This is a genomic window from Pseudomonas sp. FW300-N2F2, from assembly GCF_017351655.1.
Lineage (GTDB): Bacteria > Pseudomonadota > Gammaproteobacteria > Pseudomonadales > Pseudomonadaceae > Aquipseudomonas > Aquipseudomonas fluorescens_AA.
Genome location: NZ_JACNDQ010000003.1, coordinates 528,752 through 550,740, shown reverse-complemented (window position 1 = coordinate 550,740; position 21,989 = coordinate 528,752). Strand labels below are relative to the sequence as shown.

The 21,989-nt window shown below is 62.3% G+C and carries 17 protein-coding genes, 2 tRNA genes and 1 pseudogene; 4 read left to right on the top strand and 16 right to left on the bottom strand.

The features are described 5' to 3' along the window. Positions 1–13: 13 nt before the first annotated feature. Both J4E63_RS23205 and J4E63_RS23200 read left to right on the top strand, forming a co-directional pair. On the top strand, positions 14–601 hold the full coding sequence (locus J4E63_RS23205) for a TIGR00730 family Rossman fold protein (RefSeq protein ID WP_207283471.1): 588 nt from the start codon (positions 14–16) through the stop codon (positions 599–601). A gap of 68 nt (positions 602–669) precedes the next feature. Beyond that, the gene (locus J4E63_RS23200) at positions 670–858 is read left to right on the top strand and encodes a hypothetical protein (RefSeq protein ID WP_060739407.1); all 189 of its coding nucleotides are present in this window, start codon (positions 670–672) and stop codon (positions 856–858) included. Positions 859–931: 73 nt separating this feature from the next. On the opposite strand, the gene J4E63_RS23195 is transcribed toward J4E63_RS23200, so the two are convergent. From J4E63_RS23195 to rnr, 14 genes are all read right to left on the bottom strand, one after another. Next, positions 932–1,309 carry an NUDIX domain-containing protein gene (locus J4E63_RS23195; protein WP_192261973.1) on the bottom strand — a complete coding sequence of 126 codons (378 nt, stop codon included), beginning with the start codon at positions 1,307–1,309 and terminating at the stop codon, positions 932–934. A gap of 127 nt (positions 1,310–1,436) precedes the next feature. Beyond that, entirely contained in the window at positions 1,437–2,327 is an 891-nt protein-coding gene (locus tag J4E63_RS23190; protein ID WP_207283470.1) for a transglutaminase family protein, read from the bottom strand. Then, on the bottom strand, positions 2,327–4,813 hold the full coding sequence (locus J4E63_RS23185; protein ID WP_207283469.1) for a circularly permuted type 2 ATP-grasp protein: 2,487 nt from the start codon (positions 4,811–4,813) through the stop codon (positions 2,327–2,329). The genes J4E63_RS23190 and J4E63_RS23185 overlap by 1 nt, the downstream gene beginning before the upstream one ends. A 208-nt stretch (positions 4,814–5,021) precedes the next feature. Continuing rightward, positions 5,022–8,315, bottom strand: coding sequence for a DUF2126 domain-containing protein (locus J4E63_RS23180; RefSeq protein WP_207283468.1), 3,294 nt, complete (start codon positions 8,313–8,315; stop codon positions 5,022–5,024). 165 nt (positions 8,316–8,480) lie between these two features. Beyond that, positions 8,481–8,942 carry a hypothetical protein gene (locus J4E63_RS23175; RefSeq protein WP_103308792.1) on the bottom strand — a complete coding sequence of 154 codons (462 nt, stop codon included), beginning with the start codon at positions 8,940–8,942 and terminating at the stop codon, positions 8,481–8,483. After that, a complete protein-coding gene (locus J4E63_RS23170) occupies positions 8,939–9,865 on the bottom strand; it encodes a hypothetical protein (protein ID WP_060739413.1) in 927 nt (308 codons plus the stop codon). The genes J4E63_RS23175 and J4E63_RS23170 overlap by 4 nt, the downstream gene beginning before the upstream one ends. Before the next feature lie 313 nt (positions 9,866–10,178). After that, on the bottom strand, positions 10,179–12,479 hold the full coding sequence (locus tag J4E63_RS23165; RefSeq protein ID WP_207283467.1) for a YgiQ family radical SAM protein: 2,301 nt from the start codon (positions 12,477–12,479) through the stop codon (positions 10,179–10,181). A 291-nt stretch (positions 12,480–12,770) separates the two neighbouring features. Continuing rightward, positions 12,771–14,168 (bottom strand): replicative DNA helicase, encoded by a 1,398-nt coding sequence (gene dnaB / locus J4E63_RS23160; protein ID WP_027911801.1) that lies wholly within the window; start codon positions 14,166–14,168, stop codon positions 12,771–12,773. Positions 14,169–14,285: 117 nt separating this feature from the next. Further along, entirely contained in the window at positions 14,286–14,732 is a 447-nt protein-coding gene (rplI, locus tag J4E63_RS23155) for a 50S ribosomal protein L9 (RefSeq protein WP_003186385.1), read from the bottom strand. 18 nt (positions 14,733–14,750) lie between these two features. After that, positions 14,751–15,641 carry a hypothetical protein gene (locus J4E63_RS23150; RefSeq protein ID WP_192261969.1) on the bottom strand — a complete coding sequence of 297 codons (891 nt, stop codon included), beginning with the start codon at positions 15,639–15,641 and terminating at the stop codon, positions 14,751–14,753. Positions 15,642–15,677: 36 nt separating this feature from the next. Beyond that, positions 15,678–15,908, bottom strand: a complete 231-nt coding sequence (gene rpsR / locus J4E63_RS23145; protein WP_002551829.1) for a 30S ribosomal protein S18 — start codon at positions 15,906–15,908, stop codon at positions 15,678–15,680. A 28-nt stretch (positions 15,909–15,936) separates the two neighbouring features. Continuing rightward, positions 15,937–16,365 carry a 30S ribosomal protein S6 gene (gene rpsF, locus J4E63_RS23140; RefSeq protein ID WP_003186395.1) on the bottom strand — a complete coding sequence of 143 codons (429 nt, stop codon included), beginning with the start codon at positions 16,363–16,365 and terminating at the stop codon, positions 15,937–15,939. A gap of 305 nt (positions 16,366–16,670) precedes the next feature. Then, positions 16,671–17,429, bottom strand: a complete 759-nt coding sequence (gene rlmB, locus J4E63_RS23135) for a 23S rRNA (guanosine(2251)-2'-O)-methyltransferase RlmB (protein ID WP_060739416.1) — start codon at positions 17,427–17,429, stop codon at positions 16,671–16,673. After that, positions 17,426–20,062, bottom strand: coding sequence for a ribonuclease R (rnr, locus tag J4E63_RS23130; protein WP_207283466.1), 2,637 nt, complete (start codon positions 20,060–20,062; stop codon positions 17,426–17,428). Before rnr ends, rlmB begins: the two co-directional genes overlap by 4 nt. 227 nt (positions 20,063–20,289) lie before the next feature. Here rnr and J4E63_RS23125 point away from each other — a divergent pair. Together J4E63_RS23125 and J4E63_RS23120 are read left to right on the top strand one after the other, a co-directional pair. After that, a tRNA-Leu gene (locus J4E63_RS23125) sits at positions 20,290–20,376 on the top strand. Positions 20,377–20,552: 176 nt separating this feature from the next. Next, positions 20,553–20,639 (top strand) — tRNA-Leu (locus tag J4E63_RS23120). Between the two features lie 196 nt (positions 20,640–20,835). On the opposite strand, the gene J4E63_RS31385 is transcribed toward J4E63_RS23120, so the two are convergent. Both J4E63_RS31385 and J4E63_RS31380 read right to left on the bottom strand, forming a co-directional pair. Next, entirely contained in the window at positions 20,836–21,540 is a 705-nt protein-coding gene (locus tag J4E63_RS31385) for a methyl-accepting chemotaxis protein (protein WP_371919216.1), read from the bottom strand. A 201-nt stretch (positions 21,541–21,741) separates the two neighbouring features. Continuing rightward, positions 21,742–21,795 (bottom strand): annotated as a pseudogene (locus tag J4E63_RS31380) (hypothetical protein); the annotation flags it as partial. Positions 21,796–21,989 lie beyond the last annotated feature (194 nt).

Sequence of the window (21,989 nt, the reverse complement as noted above, 5' to 3'; positions counted from 1 at the left end):
CACGGAGTAAAGCATGTCCATCGCGTCTGTTTGTGTATTTTGCGGCGCCAGCACTGGCACCGACCCAGCGTATCGTGAAGCGGCGCAGGCCCTCGGTCGGGCGTTGGCGGAACGAAAATTGACCCTGGTCTACGGCGGCGGGGCCGTCGGCCTGATGGGTGTCGTCGCCGACGCGGCCCTGGCGGCTGGCGGCGAAGTCATCGGCATCATCCCGCAAAGCCTGAAGGACAAGGAAATCGGCCACGGCGGCCTGACCCGCCTGGAAGTGGTGGACGGCATGCATGCTCGCAAGGCGCGCATGGCTGAACTCAGCGATGCCTTCATCGCCCTGCCCGGCGGCCTCGGCACGCTGGAGGAGTTGTTCGAAGTCTGGACCTGGGGCCAGCTCGGCTATCACGGCAAACCGCTGGGGCTGTTGGAAGTGAACGGTTTCTACAGCAAGCTCACCGCTTTTCTCGATCATATCGTCGCCGAAGGCTTCGTCCGCGCGCCCCATCGTGACATGCTGCAAGTGAGCGAATCCGCGCAGAACCTGCTCGATGCCCTGGACGAATGGCAACCGTCCGTACAGCCAAAATGGGCCGAACAAAAACCCAGCTAACGGCTCGGCCCCGATACAGGGCAGAATATGCGCCGCTCAACCTCACCTTCGACCCCAGAGGATCGCCCATGGCCAAACCCAATTATTCCTTCGCCAAACGTCAGAGAGACTTGGCCAAGGAGCAGAAGAAAGAGGAAAAGCTGCAGCGCAAGAAAGCCACAGCTGAAGAAGAAGCCGCACTGAGCCCGGATACCGAAGGCGAAGTAGCAGCAGAAGATGATGTCGATGCACCGAAAGATCAGGCTCCCGACGCCTGATTCCCCCAGGGCCCGATGATTCGATCCGGCCCCCCGGTTCTGTATCCAGGGCCGGCAGCCCCGCTGCCGACCCTTACAATCCCAGTGCCTTGATAATCGACTGGCGATACCCCGCAGGCAGGTTCACCGGCAGTTGGTCCGGCGCGAACAGCCCGATCTCCTTGTGCTCATGACTGATGGTCGGCACGAAACCGCCCAGCAACTGGCAGCGGTACGTGGAGATGAAGACGTGCTTGCCGGGAATGACCTCGAACAGGTACGAATCCAGCGGCGCCCCCACGCTCACCTCAACCGCCAGCTCTTCGGCGATTTCCCGCGCCAGGCATTGCGGCGCCGTTTCGCCCAGCTCGATCCGTCCACCAGGCAGCTCCCATTCATCGCGCTCGTTGAGCATCAGCACAACCAGGCCTTCGGGGGATTGCAGCACACCTTTGATGGACACCGGGAACATGGGCAAACCTCATCATCCGTAGGACACACAACCTGTGGGAGCGAGCTTGCTCGCGATAGCGAATCAACAGTCAACCTCCTCATTGACTGACACGACGCTATCGCGAGCAAGCTCGCTCCCACAGTGTTCATTCCAACGGCATCACCGTCACCCGCACTTCAGGATCATGGGCACCGCCCCCCAGGATCACCCCCCGCAACGGTGACACATCGGAAAAATCCCGGCCCCAGGCCAGGGTGATGTGTTCCAGGGCCGGTTGGACGTTGTTGGTCGGGTCGAAATCCACCCATCCCAACACCGGGCAATACACCGAGACCCAGGCATGGGACGCATCCGCGCCAATCAGCCGGGGCTGGCCGGGCGGCGGCTGGGTCAGCAGGTAGCCGCTGACGTAACGCGCCGCCAGGCCGCGAGAGCGCACGCAAGCCAGCATCAGGTGGGCGAAGTCCTGGCATACGCCCCGCCGCCGTTCCAGCACCTCCACCAGCGGCGTCGCCACTTGGGTCGCCTCGGCATCGAAGGTGAATTCCTCGAAAATCTTCTCCATCAGCGCTCGAACGCCGACCATCAACGGTCGTCCCGGCGGGAAGCAGCTTTCGGAAAACTCGACGAAGCTGCGCTTGAGGTGCACATACGGTGACTCGAAACGATAGCGGCACGCTTCCAGCAACGGCGCCGCCAGTGGCCGGCCACTGTAGGTCAGCGCGTTGCGGGTCGACTCCCAGGCCGGGGACAGGTTGAAATCCAGCTTGGGACGGGCCAACACCTCGACGCTCAGGCGGGCATTGACCAGCAGCTCGTCATGGGGCCGTTCAAAGGCCAGCCGGGTCAGCGGGTTGCCGAACACATCCTGTTCATCGCGCCGGGTCGTCGGTTCCGGGCTGATCGACAGTTGCTGTTCGGTGCAACGCTGCCAGTCGCAGGCCCGTGGCCACAGATGAGCGAGCTGTTGGGCCAGGGACACCGGGCTGTCGTAGTGGTAATGGGTATCGTGGAGTATCTGGTAACGAGCGCTCATCAGACGGACACCGTACGTTGGCTGACGTCATCGACATGGGCGAAATGACGCAGGGCCAGGCGATCGGACACCTGGCCGCTGGCATCGGCCACTTCCTGCAACAGGTCGGCCAGCCCATCGAGTGCGGCGCGCAGGCTGGCTTCACCGAACAATGGGTTTTCCAGGCAACGCAGGTCAAAGCGTGACAGGCGTGCGACCAGGTCCGGCAAGGCGGTTTCCCTGGGGGCGGCAAAATCATCGTTCAAGCGTTTGAGCGTGCGGGTCACCAGCTTCAACTGGAAGAGCACCGCATGGGGGTTCTGTTCGTCCAGCAGCAGCAAGTCCAACACCGGGATCAACTGGGCCACCGCCAAATAACGCGAGCGGTAGGTGATGCTGCTGTTGCCCAGTTCCAGCAACCACTCAAGCCCGGCCTGATCGAATACCGCATCGCTGCGCAGGAACGCCGCCAGGCTGCTGCTGAGAAATTGCAGGCGCTCCAGGCGCCGGCCGATCATCAGGAAGCGCCAGCCTTCGTCCCGGGTCATGTCGTCCAGGGCGAATCCGGACAACGCCGCGAGGGACATCACCAGCCGATTGAGGAAATCCAGCAACTCGCCGAAATCCGCTTCCTCGGTTTCCAGTTCCATGGCTTCGCGCTGCAGCTCCACCAGCGCCTGCCAGTTCTCCCGGGACAGCTTGCCGCGCACCTGCGAGGCGGCCCATTGCAAGCGCTGCAGGTTGGAGCGCAGGCTGAACGACCAGTCGTCCCCCAGCAGTGCCGCCAGCAAACGCTCGGGCAGCTCGCCCTCTTCGGGCAGCAGCATCAGGCTCTCGCCCAGCGCCACCGCCGATTGCAGGGCTTGCGGGTCGTCGCCATCGACATAACGCGCCAGCATGATCCGCAACAACCGCGCGCTGTCATCGCAACGCTCGCAGTAGCGGCCGAACCAGAACAGGTTTTCCACCACCCGCGAAGGCAGGTACGGATCACGTCGAACCAGGTCATGGACCCCCACGGTTCGCTGGGCCTTCCATTGTTCACCGCCGGGCGCCTGCTCTCCCAACACCCAGGTGTCCTTGCTGGCGCCACCGCGCTGCATCGACACCACTTCGGCATCGGCCTGGGCGGCCACCCGGGTCAGGCCACCCGGCAGCACCCGATAATCATCCCTGCCGGACACGGCATACATGCGCATGCCGATCGCCCGGGGCTGGATTTGCCCATCCTCGGCCTGCCAGACCGGTGCCTGGGACAGTTGCGCCAGTTCCTGGGCGACATAGGCATAAGGCCGTGCCTGCATGCGCGCCGCCAGTTGGCCGCGCTGCGCCTCGCTCAGGTCGCGACCGAACACCGGGCTGAAACTCTGGGAAGGAAACGCCGGCTTGATCAACAGTTGCGGCAATTTTTCCAGGGCCTGGGCCAACACCGGCGGCTCACCGCACCACCAGGTGGCGATGGACGGCAGCAGCAGTTCTTCGCCGAACAGGTACTGGTTGATCTTCGGCAGAAAGCCCAGGAGGCCCGGCGACTCCAGCACGCCACTGCCCAAGGCATTGGCCACCAGCACCCGGCCCTGGCGCACGGCTTCCAGCAACCCCGGCACGCCGAGGGCCGAATCGGTGCGCAGCTCCAGGGGGTCGCAGAAATCGTCGTCGAGCCGGCGCATGATGGCGTGGACCCGGCGCAGGCCGCTGAGAGTCTTGAGGTAGACCGTAGCATCGCGAACCGTCAGGTCGCCGCCCTCCACCAGCGGATAGCCCAGCTGGCGCGCCAGGTAAAGGTGTTCGAAATAGCTTTCGTTGAACCGCCCCGGCGTCAACAGCACCACCAGCGGCGACTCGCCGTCGCTGGGTGCCTGTCGCGCCAGGGTTTCCTGCAAGGTGCGGAAAAATCCGGACAGGTGCCGCACCTTCAAGTCGCGATACAAGTCGGGAAAGGCGCGGGAAACGATCATGCGATTTTCCAGCGCGTACCCGGCCCCCGAAGGCGCCTGGGTCCGGTCTGCCGTGACCCACCAGCGGCCGTCGGGCGTGCGCGCCAGATCCACTGCATACAGGTGCAGGAAACTGCCGTCCGGCGGCGCGATGCCCTGGCAGGGCCAGAGGAAATTGTTGTGCCCGAACACCAGCTCCGCCGGCAACAGCCCTTCGCTGATCAGCCGCTGCGGCCCGTACAGGTCGGCCAGCACCGCATTGAGCAATCGCGCACGCTGGGCGATCCCGGCTGACAGATGCTGCCATTCCTGCGGGTCGATCACATGGGGCAGCAGGTCCAGTTCCCACGGCCGGTCGGCGCCTTTCGGATCGGCGTAGACGTTGTAGGTCACGCCGTTTTCCTGGATCTGCCGGGCCAGCAGGGCCTGGCGCTGGAGCAACTGGGCCGGCGTGCTGCGCTGCAACTGGTCGAACAGCCGCCGCCAGTGCGTACGTACCGCACCGCTGTCGTCCATTAATTCGTGATAGGTGCCCGTCGTCAGCGGGTAACGGTCAAGCAGGTCAGGCATGGAAAGCTCGGTAGACGGCAATGAAAGGTGAGACTAGCGCAAGCGCATGACGCCCGGATAGGTGTGTTTTATGTTGGATCCGGCCTGGCTTTCGGACTGCAATCATCGTGGCGAGGGAGCTCGCTCCCGCTGGGCTGCGCAGCAGCCCGAGAATTTTACGGTCGCTGCGCAACCGAGCGGGAGCAAGCGCCCTCGCCACGGGGTTCACTTAGACCTTGGGTGCCCCTTGAAAACGTCGCAGATCGAGCGTGAGTGGAAACTCGTCATCCACTGCCAGGCTGGGTATCGGCAGTTTCCCCGGCGTGTGTCCGAGACGGAAGAAGCGCGCCATGCGCCGGCTCTCGGCCTCGTTGGCATTCACCGGCAGGCTGTCATAGTTGCGCCCGCCCGGATGGGCCACGTGATACTGGCAACCACCCACGGAACGTTGCATCCAGGTATCGAGCAAGTCGAAAACCAGCGGCGCATGCACCGGGATGGTCGGTTGCAGGCAGTTGGCCGGTTGCCACGCTCGGAAACGCACCCCAGCGACAAATTCACCGACCCGACCAGTCGGTTGCAACGGCACCGGCACGCCATTGCAGGTCAGCAGGTAGCGTTGCGGCGCCAGGCCGCTGAGCTTGACCTGCAAGCGCTCCAGGGAGGAATCCACATAACGCACGGTGCCACCCACCGCGCCCTCCTCCCCCAGCACATGCCAAGGCTCGAGGGCTTGGCGCAATTGCAGCTCGATACCGCTGACCGCGTAGTCGCCCACCTTGGGGAAGCGGAACTCCAGGTGCGCGGCGAACCACTCGGCCCGCAGCGGGTAGCCGGCGGCGTTCAGCTCATGGATGACGTCGGCAAAATCCTGCTCGATAAAGTGCGGCAGCAGGAAACGGTCATGCAGCTCGGTGCCCCAGCGCGCCAGTTTCGCAGGCGCATAAGGCTCGCGCCAGAACCGCGCCACCAACGCCCGCAGCAGTAATTGCTGGGCCAGGCTCATGCGGGCGTGGGGCGGCATCTCGAACGCACGCAACTCCAACAGGCCGAGACGCCCAGTGGCGCCGTCCGGTGAATAGAGCTTGTCGACGCAGAATTCGGCGCGGTGCGTATTGCCGGTCACGTCGATCAACAGGTTGCGCAGCAAGCGATCGACCAACCACGGCGGACACTCTTCACCGGGCTGTGGCATTTGCGCGAAAGCGATTTCCAGCTCGTACAAGGCGTCGTTGCGCGCCTCGTCCACGCGGGGCGCCTGGGAGGTCGGGCCGATGAACAACCCGGAAAACAGGTAGGACAACGACGGGTGGTTATGCCAGTAACTGATCAGGCTGCGCAGCAGGTCGGGACGTCGCAGGAAAGGCGAGTCGGCCGGTGTCGCGCCACCCAGTACGAAATGGTTGCCGCCGCCCGTGCCGGTGTGCCGGCCATCGATCATGAATTTCTCGGTGGTCAGCCGGGTCTGTCGCGCTTCTTCGTACAAAAACTCAGTGCGCTCGACCAACTCATCCCAGGTCGCCGAGGGTTGTACGTTGACCTCGATCACACCGGGGTCCGGGGTAATGCGGAAATTGCTCAGGCGCGGGTCGCTCGGCGGCTCGTAGCCTTCCAACAGCACCGGGCACCGCAGCTCCTCAGCCGTCGCCTCGATGGCGCTGACCAGTTCCAGGTAATCCTCGACCCGCTCCAGGGGCGGCATGAACAGATAGAGCCGGCCTTCGCGGGCCTCGGCACAGAAGGCGGTGCGGGTCAGCCAGTCAGCGGACTTGTCGATCTCCGGGACACGCTCCTGCTCGGTCGCCGCCTCGCCGTGACGCGCCAGTTGCTCGGTGCCGGGCAGTTCGGGCAAGTCCTGGTTCGGGTCGGTGGGGTGGATGAACGGGTACTCGGCCGCCGTCACCCAAGGCTGGGACGCCAACGGCAAGCGATACCCCAGGGGCGAATCCCCCGGCACCAGGCGGCAGTGGTTGTCCCGCAGGTACCAGCGACCGCTTTGCCATTGATCCCCCTTGGCGGTGCGAGCCAACGGCAGGACCTGGCCGATGACCTTGTCCAGCCCCTGGCTGAAGACCTTGCGCAACCGTGCACGCTCCAGGGCGTCCTCCAGGCGTGGGTCCTCGGCCGTGACGTTCGAAGGCAGTGCGCCTTCGCGCCAGAGGTAATAGAAGTTGTCTTCGTAGGCCGGGAAGACGAACCGCGCAGGAATCTTCAAACGCTCGGCGACGCTCGCCAGGAAGCGTCCGGCCAGTTCGCCATCGGCGCCGTAATCCTCCTGCTCGTCGGCGATCAACGCGCTGTTGTGCCAGATCGGCACCCCGTCGCGCCGCCAATAGCAATTGAGCGACCAGCGCGGCAGTTGCTCGCCGGGGTACCACTTGCCCTGGCCGAAATGCACCAGCCCCTTGGGCGCATAGTGATTGCGCATGCGCTGGAACAGCTCGGCGGAGAGCCGGCGCTTGTCCGGCCCGAGTGCCGCGGTGTTCCACTCGGCGCCGTCCGGGTCATCGATGGAGACAAAGGTCGGTTCGCCGCCCATGGTCAGGCGCACATCGCCCTCCAGCAGATCGGCATCGATCTGCCGCCCCAGGGCCTGGATCGCCAGCCATTGCGCGTCGGTGTAAGGCTTGGTCACCCGCGGCGCTTCCCAGACCCGCTCGACGGACATTTCGTGGCTGAACTCACACTCGCAGGGCTCCACCAGGCCACTGATCGGTGCCGCCGAGGACGGATCGGGACTGCAGGCCAGCGGGATGTGGCCTTCACCGGCGAACAGCCCGGACGTCGCATCCAGGCCGATCCAGCCGGCACCGGGCAGGTAGACCTCGCACCAGGCATGCAAGTCGGTGAAGTCGACGTCGGTGCCGGACGGGCCATCGAGGCTCTTCACGTCGGCGGTCAACTGGATCAGGTAACCGGAAACAAACCGCGCGGCCAGGCCAAGGTTGCGCAACAGCTGCACCAACAACCAGGCCGAGTCGCGGCACGAGCCGGATGCGTGTTCAAGGGTATGCTCCGGGGTCTGGACGCCGGGTTCCATGCGGATCAGGTAGTTGATGTCTTCGCTCAGGCGCTGGTTGAGCGCCACCAGGAAATCCACCGCCGGCAGCGGCGTGCGGTCGATGCCGTCCAGATAGGCCTGGAACCTCGGCGTCAGCGGCAGGGTTTCCAGGTAAGGCGCCAGCTCCTTGCGTTCGTCAGCCGCGTAGGCAAACGGAATTTTCTCGGCGTAGGGCTCGAGAAAGAAGTCGAACGGATTGAACACCGCCATTTCCGCCAGCAGATCGACTTCGATCCGCAACTCCCGGGTTTTCTCGGGAAATACCAGCCGCGCCAGGTAATTGCCCTGGGGGTCTTGCTGCCAGTTGATGAAATGCTGCTCGGGCGAAACCTTCAGCGCATAGGACAGAATCCGCGTGCGGCTGTGGGCTGCCGGACGCAGGCGAACGATCTGCGGGCCGAGTTCGACGGCGCGGTCGTAGCGGTAATGCGTGACGTGATGCAATGCGACATGGATCGACACGACGTGCCTCCTGCGAGCCTGGGCGGTATCGAAAGCGGCGCAAGACTTATGCCATGCAGGCAGGCCCGACACTTTCTTTGTCTACTCAAGGCAGTAGAGCACTAAAAACGCGCGATGCCCGTATTCATCTGTAAAGGAATGCACATAAATGCGGCGCGAATCGACTCAGCGACGCGGGCGTGAGGCCTTGGCGGCCTGAATGATCAGCGCGCGTTGGCGGCGGATATCGACGAGTTTGCTGCGCATTTCCCGATGACGCTTGCTGTTGAGCAGTAACAGCCCCAGCAGTGGCAACAGCACAGCGAACAGGTATACGCCCTGATGCGCTCCATAAGCGAACGTCGGCAGCACCGCCGCCAGACAGGCCAGGAAATACCCCGCCACCCACCAGACCGCCCAGGCGCGCCCGCGAGCGATCAAGAGGTTGCCCAGGACCAGGACGAGCACCAGGGCCAAGGTGCCGAGCCCGACATAGTCGGTCCTGGCTGACGGCTCCAGGGCACGCCAATACGTGGCCCCGGCCAACACAAGCAGCGTGGACCCGGAAAAGCAGCCCAGCAGGATCGTCCCCATGAACACCGGAAAATAACGGGCGAGGAATGACTTCAGCGATCCGCCCCCGATCATTCCGTGAACTCCTCGTACAGGCCGACGGCAACCGTCTTCACGGCGCCATCACCGGTATAACTGCCAATGACCCCAAGCGCGCCTCCGAGGGAGTCCTTTATCTGCGTCAGTGTCGCGTGCCTGATCTCGGCAGACGAATAACGTTTGGGCAGGGCGCCCGCGCGCTGCTGCAGCTTGAGCAGCTTCGCGGTCAGGCTCGGGTCCCTCAGCGTCAACAGCTCCTTGGTCAGTTTGCTGCGCTCTTGCCGATTCAGCCCTTTGAGCAACTGATACCAACTTTTTCCGGTGGCGGCCGCCTTGTTGGCCTTGAGCAGGCGGACAGTCGTCAGGGCCGAGCCACCGACCCCCACCAGGGAAACCCCGTCAAGGATCGGCGACACGATGTTGTACCAGTCGGCGTCGTTCATCTCATCGTTGCCGGTCGGATTGCTCAGCTCATTGGCCACACGCATCCCGCCAATGACGCATTGCGCAGTACTGGCCGTCGCGGCAGCGGCGCCCAGGGCAACGACAAAGGCACTTGCCCCCGCCGTAAAGGGCACCGCGACGCTGCCACTGAACACCACCACCCAGCCGATCACCGCGGCGACACAGGACAAGCCGGCATTGGTCGCTTCAAGCCCGAGCTTGGACTCGCGGGGGCTGCTTTTGACCTGATCGATGAACTGCTGCGGCGCGATGTATTTTTTCGCCTCGCGCAAAATGATGCGCTTGGGCGCGATGCTGCAAATCGGCTTGAACTCGCGCAGGGTCACGACGTTGTATTCGGAATCGACATACACCACACCCGCCCCGGCGATACCAGGATCGGCGTCAATGGCAGCAAACAGGCGCGGCAGGTTGATCTGGCTTTCGATGCGTTTGCGGGCCATGAACTGGGAGAAGCTCAGGTCCATGCCGATGCCCGTTGTAGCGCTGCTCATATGAATCGTCCTTGAGAATCGGAAGTGAGTCTTTATCCACACACAATACTGTGGCGAGGGAGCTTGCTCCCGCGGGGCTGCGAAGCGGCCCCAAACAATCCCATGCCATGCTCCCAGGCAGACCGTGCCGGCCGGTTTACGACGGCTTCGCCGCCGAGCGGGAGCAAGCTCCCTCGCCACAAGAGCTGCGCTCGGCTTTATTGCACGGGGTAGGCTGGCACCGGCGGCGGCCAAGATAGCAAATGGGCAGCACCGTCGCTAGAAAGCAAAACGCCAGCACTGAGGCTGGCGTTTTTCATCGTAGATTGACCCGTTAGCGCGGCACGACAGGTTTGCGTGCCGGCTTCGGCCCCTTGCCCTTGGCCGCATCCTTGCGCTCCTTGGCGGCCTGCTGGTTGCGGGCGAAAGCCGCGGCCTTGGCCTGCTCACGCTTGTCCCACGGGTTGCCACCATCGCTGGCCCGCGGCGGCAGGCCGGTGTGCTGGGTCAGGATCTTGGTGGTTTCCTTGGCCACCTTGTGGCTGCCGGCTGGCGTCGAGTTCTTGCGACGGGCGCTCTGGTAGCTGTCGGTGGCCGGCTGGTGCAGCGGGATCAATTGGTTCTTGCCCGGCCCGATCAAATCGGCGCGGCCCATGCGGGTCAACGCTTCACGCAGCATCGGCCAGCCCTTGGGGTCGTGATACCGCAGGAAGGCCTTGTGCAGGCGGCGCTGTTCCTCGCTCTTGACGATGGTCACCGCATCGCTCTTGTAGGTGACCTTGCGCAGCGGGTTCTTGCCCGAGTGGTACATGGCGGTGGCCGTGGCCATCGGCGACGGATAGAACGCCTGCACCTGGTCGGCCCGGAAGCCGTTGCCCTTGAGCCACAGCGCCAGGTTCATCATGTCTTCGTCGGTGGTGCCCGGGTGGGCAGCGATGAAGTAGGGAATCAGGTACTGCTCTTTCCCGGCTTCCTTGGTGTACTTCTCGAACATCCGCTTGAATTTGTCATAGCTGCCGATGCCCGGCTTCATCATCTGGTTGAGCGGGCCTTCCTCGGTGTGCTCCGGAGCGATCTTCAGGTAACCGCCAACGTGGTGGGTCACCAGCTCCTTGACGTATTCCGGCGACTCGACCGCCAGGTCGTAACGCAGGCCGGAGGCAATCAAAATCTTCTTCACCCCAGGCAAGGCCCGGGCGCTGCGGTACAGCTGGATCAGCGAAGAATGGTCGGTGTTCAGGTTCGGGCAGATGCCCGGGAACACGCAGGACGGCTTGCGGCACGCGGACTCGATTTCCGGGCTCTTGCAGGCAATGCGATACATGTTCGCGGTCGGGCCGCCGAGGTCGGAAATCACCCCGGTGAAACCTGGAACCTTGTCGCGGATCTCTTCGATCTCGCGGATGATCGACTCTTCGGAGCGGTTCTGGATGATCCGGCCTTCATGCTCGGTGATCGAGCAGAAGGTGCAGCCACCAAAGCAGCCACGCATGATGTTCACCGAGAAACGGATCATCTCGTAGGCCGGGATCTTCTCCTTGCCGTACGCCGGATGGGGAACACGCGCGTAAGGCATGCCAAACACGTAGTCCATTTCTTCGGTGGTCATCGGAATGGGCGGCGGGTTGAACCAGACGTCGACTTCGCCGTGCTTCTGCACCAAGGCACGAGCGTTACCCGGGTTGGTTTCCAGGTGAAGCACGCGGTTGGCGTGGGCGTAGAGCACCGCGTCGCCACGGACCTTTTCCACCGACGGCAGGCGAATCACGGTCTTGTCGCGGGTCATTTTCGGGCTCGCCAGGATCTGCACGACCTTGGCTTCGCTCGGGTCTTCAACCGGCCCCTTCTCCTGCTCGATGGCGCAGGCTTGAGTGTCCTGGGTGTTCACGTACGGATTGATGATCTTGTCGATCTTGCCCGGACGATCGATGCGCGTGGAATCGACTTCGTACCAGCCTTGCGGCGTATCACGACGGATGAATGCGGTGCCGCGCACGTCGGTGATGTCTTCGATCTTGTGGCCATAGGACAGGCGCTGGGCGACTTCGACAATCGCCCGCTCGGCGTTGCCGTAGAGCAGGATGTCGGCGCAGGCGTCGATCAGGATCGAGTTGCGCACCCGGTCCTGCCAGTAGTCGTAATGGGCGATGCGGCGCAGCGACGCTTCGATACCACCCAACACGATCGGCACGTTTTTGTAGGCTTCCTTGCAGCGCTGGCTGTAGACCAGGCTCGCGCGATCCGGCCGTTTGCCCGCCAGGCCACCTGGGGTGTACGCGTCATCGGAGCGGATTTTCTTGTCGGCGGTGTAGCGGTTGATCATCGAGTCCATGTTGCCGGCCGCGACACCGAAAAACAGGTTGGGCTCGCCAAGCTTCATGAAGTCGTCTTTGGACTGCCAGTTCGGCTGGGCAATGATCCCCACGCGAAAGCCCTGGGCTTCCAGCAAACGGCCAATGATCGCCATGCCGAACGACGGGTGATCGACATAGGCATCACCGGTCACGATGATGATGTCGCACGAATCCCAGCCGAGCTGATCCATCTCCGCCCTGCTCATGGGCAGGAACGGCGCCGGGCCGAAACATTCGGCCCAGTACTTGGGATAGTCAAATAACGGCTTGGCTGCTTGCATGTCGATGACCGGTATAAAGGATGAAAAATCGCGGGCGCGGAATATAGCACAAATTTTGACCAATTCCGACGGCTATGGTCGGAAATCGATTTTGTGGCTCGCCCCCAGAATTCAAGCCAGACAGACATCAATTGTGGCGAGGGAGCTTGCTCCCGCTGGGCTGCGCAGCAGCCCCACAGCTATATCCACTTTTACCCTGGCAGACCGCATTCGCTGGCTTTGCGACTGCTGCGCAGTCGAGCGGGAGCAAGCTCCCTCGCCACAAAGGCAATATCCGATTGAGCGAACGGCTTACTCATCGTCATCGAAATTGTAGCTACCCGGCGCCAGGTTTTCGAAGCGCGTGTATTTGCCGATAAACGCCAGGCGGATGAAGCCGATCGGGCCGTTCCGCTGCTTGCCGATGATGATTTCGGCGATGCCCTTGTGCTCCGTCTCGGGGTGATACACCTCGTCGCGGTACACGAACATGATGACGTCGGCGTCCTGCTCGATCGCTCCGGATTCCCGCAAGTCGGAGTTCACCGGGCGCTTGTTGGGGCGCTGCTCCAGGGAACGGTTCAGCTGGGAGAGCGCCACCACCGGGCAGTTGAACTCCTTGGCCAGAGCCTTGAGGGAACGGGAGATTTCGGAAATCTCGTTGGTCCGGTTGTCGCCGCTGGAACCGGGGATCTGCATCAGTTGCAGGTAGTCGATCATGATCAGCGCGATATCGCCGTGCTCACGCACCAGGCGCCGGGTCCGGGCGCGCATTTCCGACGGGCTGATACCGGCCGTATCGTCGATGAACAACTTGCGGTCGTTGAGCAGGTTGACCGCCGAGGTCAGGCGCGGCCAGTCGTCGTCTTCCAGTTGGCCGGAACGGACCTTGGTCTGGTCGATGCGCCCCAGGGACGAGAGCATACGCATGATCAGCGATTCGCCTGGCATCTCGAGGGAATACACCAGCACCGCCTTGTCGCTGCGCAGCACGGCGTTTTCCACCAGGTTCATCGCAAAGGTGGTCTTACCCATGGACGGACGGCCGGCGACGATGATCAGGTCGGACGGTTGCAGGCCGCTGGTCTTCTCGTCGAGGTCGGTGTAACCGGTGGACAGGCCGGTGATGGCGTTGTCGGTATTGAACAAGGTGTCGATGCGGTCGATGGCCTTGGTCAACAGGTCGTTGACGCTCACCGGGCCGCCGGTTTTCGGCCGAGCCTCGGCAATCTGGAAGATCTGCCGTTCGGCTTCGTCGAGGATCTCGGCGGCGGTGCGACCTTCCGGGTTGAAAGCGCTGTCGGCGATCTCGGTGCTGATGCCGATCAACTGACGCAAGGTCGCCCGCTCGCGGACGATCTGCGCATAGGCCTTGATGTTGGCGACCGACGGCGTGTTTTTCGCCAGTTCGCCCAGGTAACCGAGGCCGCCAACCTGGGACGTCTGCCCTTCCTTGTCCAATTGCTCGGCCAGGGTGACGACGTCGATCGGCATGTTCTGATCGGCCAGACGGGCGATCGCACGGAAAATCAGGCGGTGGTCATGCCGGTAGAAATCGCCGTCGGAGACTTGATCGAGCACGCGTTCCCAGGCGTTGTTGTCCAGCATCAGGCCACCGAGCACGGCCTGTTCGGCCTCGATGGAATGCGGAGGCACCTTCAGGGCAGCGGTTTGCAGATCATATTGCTCGGGAGCGGTGATTTCGTTCATGGCCACGTCTGGTTATGAAATTCAGCAATTGCAGAAAGACAAAGGGCACGACCTGTAAACAGGATCGTGCCCGATGTTACCGGCTAGCACCCGAGGGTGCCAACCGACAGGTGTTGCTTAGGCTGCTACCACGACAACGCGTACGGTGGCTTCAACTTCGGCGTGCAGGTGCACGGCTACGTCGAATTCGCCTACGTTGCGGATGGTGCCGTTCGGCAGACGAACTTCGCTTTTCGCCACTTCAACGCCGGAGGCGGTCAGTGCGTCAGCGATGTCGTGAGTACCGATAGAACCGAACAGCTTGCCTTCGTCGCCAGCGGTGGCAGTGATGGTCACTTCCAGCTCGGCCAGTTGGGCAGCACGGCTTTCAGCCGATGCTTTACGGTCTGCGGCGGCTTTTTCCAGCTCGGCACGACGCTCTTCGAACGCAGCCAGGTTGGCAGCGGTCGCAGCGGTGGCTTTGCCGAAAGGCAGCAGGTAGTTACGACCGTAGCCGGCCTTAACGTTTACTTTGTCGCCCAGGTTGCCCAGGTTGGCGATTTTTTCCAGAAGGATCAGTTGCATGTGAAAATCCTCTAACTTTTAACCTTCACCGTTCGCGTTGTCGGCGTCTTTCGGCGCCATACGACCGCGAAAATCAATCAGGCTGTCAACGATGGCCAAGACCACGAGCAACGGACCGAGCAAGTGCATGAAAGGCAACAACGTCACGTATATCCCCACCAGCCAGAACGTGGCCAGTCGCTTCTGCGCCACCAGCCCGTGAATCAGGGCCAGGCCGGCGAAGACCAGCGCAACACTGCACAACGGCAACAGGATCAGTGCATGCAGCCCGAAGAACGGAGCGACACACATGACGGCCAGCAGTGACAGCGCCACGCTCTTGGGGAATCGGATGGCGCGAAACTCGCGACCGAAACCACCGGGGTTATACAACGACGCCTGCCAATAGCGCCCAAGAATCAGGCACAGCACGCTAAAGATCTGCAGCGAAGACGCTATCGAAATGATCATCAGCGGAGCGCTCAGGGCGGTGAGAAACGCCTTCTGGTCTGCCGAGAATGTCTCGTAGACCTCACCCATCGCCAGCGGCAGGACGTGTTCGAACGTCTGCGCCAGTGACTCGATGAAGGAACTGAATACAGTTCCCAGGCTCACCGCACACAACAACCCCACGGCCACGCTGCACAGCAGCACGCGGTTCCAGGTATGGCCGGCGCGCAAAACCAACGCCAGGCCACCAGCCCCGAGCAACACCAAAAGTGTTGTCGGGTCCTTCAGGAAGTACCAGCTCACCAACGCTGACAACAACCCGACACCCAGGACGCTCAAGGCGTCCGAACCGCGCCGCAGGAGCACAAGGCACCCAGCGGCGGCACTCAACCAGAACAACAGCGGCAATGCCGCGGATCCGGCCACAACCAACGTGGCCTGCACACGTCCCCGCATGATGAAGTCAGCTAAGGCGCGCATGCATTCAATCCCTTACTACTCGTCGACTGCCCGGTCTCAGCGGCCGTGGCTGTCGGTGTAGGCCAGCAGGGCCAGGAAGCGGGCGCGCTTGATAGCGGTGGCCAGCTGACGCTGATAACGAGCTTTGGTACCGGTGATACGGCTTGGAACGATTTTGCCGGTCTCGGATACGTAGGCTTTCAGAGTGTTGAGATCTTTGTAATCGATCTCTTTCACGTCTTCAGCGGTGAAGCGGCAGAATTTACGACGACGGAAGAAACGTGCCATGTGATTGGCTCCTTAAAAGGTCCGTGGATTACTCGTCAGCGTTATCGCTGTTGTCGCTGTCGCTATCGCTGTCATCGCCATCGGCGCTGTCAGAGTGCTCAGGACGGTCGCGACGCTCACGGCGCTCACTGCGGTTTTCTTCAGCCTTGAGCATCTCGGATTGGCCGGTGACGGCTTCTTCGCGACGGATGACCAGGTTACGGATCACTGCATCGTTGTAGCGGAAGTTGTCTTCCAGCTCGGCCAGGGCCTTGCCAGTGCACTCAACGTTCAGCATCACGTAGTGAGCCTTGTGAACATTGTTGATTGCGTAGGCCAGTTGACGACGGCCCCAATCTTCCAGACGGTGGATTTTGCCGCCGTCTTCTTCGATCAGCTTGGTGTAACGCTCAACCATGCCGCCGACTTGCTCGCTTTGATCCGGGTGGACCAAAAAGATGATTTCGTAATGACGCATGAATGCTCCTTACGGGTTGTAGCCTGCCGCTCAAAAACGGTCAGACAAGGAGTGAATGACACTTATGGACTTGTGGACGCTAGACACATAAGTGCCTGCCATCACAGCAAGGGGCGCAATTGTAGAGAAGGGCCGAGGGCGGCGCAAGGCAATTGGCGATTATTTGAACAGCCGCCGATCCTCACCTTGCACAAAACACTGTGGGAGCGAGCTTGCTCGCGATAGCGGCGTGCCAGTCGACTTTTGCGTCACGGCGGCACCGTCATCGCGAGCAAGCTCGCTCCCACATTTGATACGCGTCTGGATCAGGGCTTTTTGGCGACAGCCTTGACGCTCCGCTGGCGTAGCGCCTCGAACAGGCACACGCCGGTGGCCACCGAGACGTTGAGGCTGCTGACGCTGCCAGCCATCGGCAGCTTGACCAGGTAGTCGCAATGCTCGCGGGTCAGGCGACGCATGCCCTTGCCTTCGGCACCCATGATCAGGATCGTCGGGCCCGTCAGGTCCTGGTCATAGATGCTGACCTCGGCCTCGCCCGCCGTGCCGACCACCCAGAGGCCGCGCTGCTGGAGTTTTTCCAGGGTGCGCGCCAGGTTGGTCACCGCCACCAACGGGATCACTTCCGCCGCGCCGCAGGCCACCTTGCGCACCACTGGCGTCAGGGTTGCCGATTTGTCCTTGGGCACGATCACCGCCAACGCACCGGCGGCATCCGCCGAACGCAGGCAGGCGCCGAGGTTATGCGGATCGGTCACGCCATCCAGCACCAGCAGCAGGGGGGCGCCTTCGGTGCGATCGAGCAGTTCGTCGAGCATCGCCTCGCCCCAGACCTGGCTCGGGCTTACGTCCGCCACCACACCCTGGTGAACGCCTTCGACCCACGCGTCCATTTCACGACGCTCGGCCTGGCCGATGGCAACCTTGTTCTGGGTAGCCAGTTCGACCAGCGCTTGCACGCGCGGCTCGCTGCGACCTTCCGCCAACCACACTTGCTTGACACGTTTGGGGTGGTGACGCAGCAGTGCTTCTACGGCGTGAACGCCGTAGATTTTTTCCAGACTCATGACTTGGCCTTAGGTTTGCGCGACCCGCCGCTTTTCGCGGGGGCCGACCCCGCTTTTGGCGGGCCTTTACGGTGTTTACTCGGCTTGCTCGACGGCTTTTCCGCCCCGTGGGACTTTCCCCCAGACGCCGCTTTACCACCGCTTTTGGCTTCGTTGAGCAACTGCTGCTTCAACTCGCGGCTCTTGCGCAGTTCGGCGTTTTTCGCCGCTGCGTCGCTGGGGCGGTAGGCTTCGGGAGCCTTGTCCTTGACAGACGAACGGCGACCGGCCTTGGCTGGCTCAGGCTCCGCGGCTTTTGCAGGAGCCCCCTTACCTTTACCTTTGGGCGCAGGCGCTGCGGTCTCGCCGCCACGTTTTTTACGGCCAGTCGGTGCTTCGGCGGGTTTGTCAGACATGCCGAAGTCGATCTTGCGCTCATCGAGGTCGACGCGCATGACCTGCACTTCCACGGTGTCGCCCAGGCGGAAGCTGCGACCGGTGCGCTCGCCCGCCAGGCGGTGGTGCACAGGATCGAAATGGTAGTAATCACCCGGCAAGGCGGTGACGTGCACCAAGCCTTCGACGTAGATGTCGGTCAGTTCGACAAACAAACCAAAGCCGGTCACGGCAGTGATCACGCCTGGGAACGACTCGCCCACGCGGTCTTTCATGAACTCGCACTTGAGCCAGTTCACCACGTCGCGAGTGGCTTCGTCGGCGCGGCGTTCGCTCATGGAGCACTGCTCGCCCAACTGTTCCAGGGCCGCTTCGTCGTACGGATAGATCCGCGCCTTCGGAATGGTCATGGCACCGGCGCGCTTGACGTGCGGGGTGTTCTGCTTGGAATGGATCACGCTGCGGATCGCGCGGTGCGTGAGCAGGTCAGGGTAACGGCGGATCGGCGAGGTGAAGTGGGTGTACGCCTCGTAATTCAGACCAAAGTGGCCCTGATTGTCAGCGCTGTACACCGCCTGGCTCAGGGAGCGCAGCATCACTGTCTGGATCACATGGTAATCCGGACGGTCCTTGATACTCGCCAGCAGTGCCTGGTAGTCCTTCGGCGTCGGGCCGTCCTTGCCTTTGTGCAGGGACAGGCCGAGCTCGCCGAGGAAGGCGCGCAGTTTTTCCAGACGCTCCGGCGGCGGGCCATCGTGCACGCGGTACAACGCAGGAATCTCGTGCTTCTTGAGGAATTCGGCGGTGGCCACGTTGGCCGCCAGCATGCACTCTTCGATCAGCTTGTGCGCATCGTTACGGGTCGTCGGGGTGATCGCGGCGATCTTGCGCTCGGAACCGAAGACAATCCGGGTTTCCTGGGTCTCGAAATCGATCGCGCCACGCACGTGACGGGCACCCAGCAACACCTTGTACAGCGAGTACAGCTGCTTGAGGTGCGGCACCACGCCAGCGTATTCGGTACGCAACGCCTTGGCTTCACTGGTCTTCGGCGTTTCCAGGATGGTGCTGACCTTGTTGTAGGTCAGGCGCGCCTGGGAGTGGATCACCGCTTCGTAGAACTGGTAGTCGGTCATTTCGCCGGTCTTGGAGATGGTCATCTCGCACACCATGGCCAAACGGTCGACTTTCGGGTTCAGCGAGCACAGGCCGTTGGACAGCTGCTCAGGCAGCATCGGAATCACGCGCTCAGGGAAATACACGGAGTTGCCGCGCACCTGGGCTTCGTTATCCAGGGCCGAACCGATCTTCACGTAGCTGGACACGTCGGCAATCGCGACGAACAACTTCCAGCCGCCGGAGAACAGGCGCAACTTGCCGGGTTTGGCTTCGCAATAGACCGCATCGTCGAAGTCGCGGGCATCTTCGCCGTCGATGGTGACGAACGGCAGATGGCGCAGGTCGATGCGTTTTTCTTTATCTTTCTCTTCGACTTCCGGCTTGAGCTTGGCGGCTTCCTTGAGCACAGCCTCGGGCCAGACGTGAGGAATGTCGTAGGTGCGCAGCGCAACGTCGATTTCCATGCCCGGCGCCATGTAGTTGCCGACCACTTCAACGATATCGCCCTGTGGCTGGAAGCGCGCAGTTGGCCAATGGGTGATTTTCACCTCGACGAACTGACCTACCTTGGCGGCGCCATTACGGCCCGGGGTAATCAGCACTTCCTGCTGAACCTTCGGGTTATCCGGCACGACAAAACCGATACCGCCCTCTTCGAAGTAACGGCCAACGATGCTTTCATGGGCACGGGACACCACTTCGACGATCACGCCTTCACGGCGACCGCGACGATCCAGGCCGGACACGCGGGCCAGGGCCCGGTCACCGTCGAACACCAGGCGCATTTGCGCCGGGCTCATGAACAGGTCGTCGCTGCCGTCGTCCGGGATCAGGAAACCGAAGCCGTCACGGTGACCGGCGATGCGGCCCAGGATCAGGTCGAGCTTGTCCACCGGTGCATAGGTGCCGCGCCGGGTGTAGATCAGTTGAGCGTCGCGCTCCATGGCGCGCAGACGGCGGCGCAGGGCTTCGAGTTGGTCCTCGGTGGTCAGACCGAACTCTTCGACCAACTGCTCGCGGCTAGCAGGCGAACCCCGATCGGCGAGATGCGCCAGGATCAGTTCACGGCTAGGAATAGGGTTTTCATATTTTTCCGCTTCACGAGCGGCCTCGGGATCGAGGGACTGCCAATCGGCCATTAGAGAGTTTTCACCTTGTCTATATGCGGGTTAGTTTGGCATAGGCTTAATGAAACGGGAAATTTCAAGCATCCGATAGCGTTTCCAGGATCATTTGACCTGCCTTCGAAGCCCCCGGAACGCACCGCTCGTGAAATTTAGCGGTTTTTTTCTCCGCAGGGGTTTACAGTTAAAAACACGCTCCGTATAGTGCGCGCCATCGACGACGTACACACGTAGCCGATACTGCCCAGATGGTGAAATTGGTAGACACGCCAGCTTCAGGTGCTGGTGACCGCAAGGTCGTGGAAGTTCGAGTCTTCTTCTGGGCACCAATTTCGAGCAGCAGGTCAATGACCTGGCAGCTTAACAAAAACCCGCGAAAGCGGGTTTTTGCATTTCCGCCCCCTGGAATTGCACCGGGCAATTACTAAAACAAAAACAGGGGTTTACAGATCAAAACGCGCTCCGTATAGTGCGCCACATCAACAGCGGCAACGCTGAAGATGCTGCCCAGATGGTGAAATTGGTAGACACGCCAGCTTCAGGTGCTGGTGACCGCAAGGTCGTGGAAGTTCGAGTCTTCTTCTGGGCACCAATTCAAGCTTCAAGGTCACGGCCTTGAACCTCACAGAAACCCGCGAAAGCGGGTTTTTGCGTTTCTGGGTATTTGAAATGTATCTGAGCCTCTGAAATCGCTATCGCGAGCAAGCTCGCTCCCACAAGGATCGCAGTAAACAGAGATCCACTGTGGGAGCGAGCTTGCTCGCGATGGGCCCAGCCCGGCCACCCGATCAGGCCCTGAACTGCCCCAGACTTGCCTTCAGTTGCGCCGCCAGGTTGTCCAGCACCTTGCCGCTGGCGGTGGTCTCGACCACGGCCTGGGCCGCTTTCTCAGCCTGGGCATGGATGGTTTCCACCCGCCCACGCACCGCTTGCGCGCCCTGGGCCTGATGAGCCGCCGCCTGGGTCGCCAGGCCGATGGCCGCATGCACCTGCTCGACGGACGCCTGCACCGACTGCTGCAACCGCGCGCTGTCACGCAGCACCAACAAGCCTTCGCTGGCCTGGCGCCCGGCCTGGCCGATGGCGGCCACCGCCTCGCGAGCCCCCTGCTGCAAGGCCACGATATGCGCCTGGATATCGCCCGTGGAGCTCTGGGTCTTGCTCGCCAACGCCCGCACCTCATCCGCCACCACCGCAAAGCCGCGCCCGGTTTCCCCGGCCCGCGCCGCCTCGATGGCCGCGTTCAAGGCCAGTAAGTTGGTCTGCTCGGCGATGCCGTGAATCACCGTCAGCACCACTTCAATCTGTTCGCTCTGCTGCGCCAACCGCTCGATCACTGCCGCCCCGGTATCAACCTGGCCGGCCAGGGCCTCGATCAAGCCGCTGACCTTGGCCGAAGTGCGCGTGTTTTCATCGGTGGCCTGGCGGATCTCCACCACTTGCTGCAGGGCCGCCTGCATTGCCTGGCTTTCCGATTGAGCCTCGTCCGCCATTTGCGACAGCGCACGCAGGCTCTCGGCCACTTCATCACGCTGCATCCCGGCCGCCGCATCGGCGCCGGAGTTGCGCAAGGTCATCGCACCGATTTCCACACCGGTGCGCTGGGCCACATCGCCCGCCTCGCGAACGATGGGCTGCAACTTATCCACAAAGCGATTGACCGCCGCGGCCATGTCGCCGATTTCGTCCTTGCTGTTGATCTGCACTCGCTTGGTCAGGTCACCCTCGCCCGCCGCCAGGTCGTTCATGGCCGCGATCAGCAGTTTCAAGCGATTGACCACCCGACGCCCCAGCACCACGGCCAGCAACACCAGCACGCCGAAGCCCACCAGCGCCAGGCCCAGGCCGATGCGCCAGCGCAAGGTGCCCGCAGCGTCCTGCACGGTGCTGGCGGTGTTGGTCTGCATCTGCGTGGCCGTGGCTTGGGCCGACTCCAGGCGAC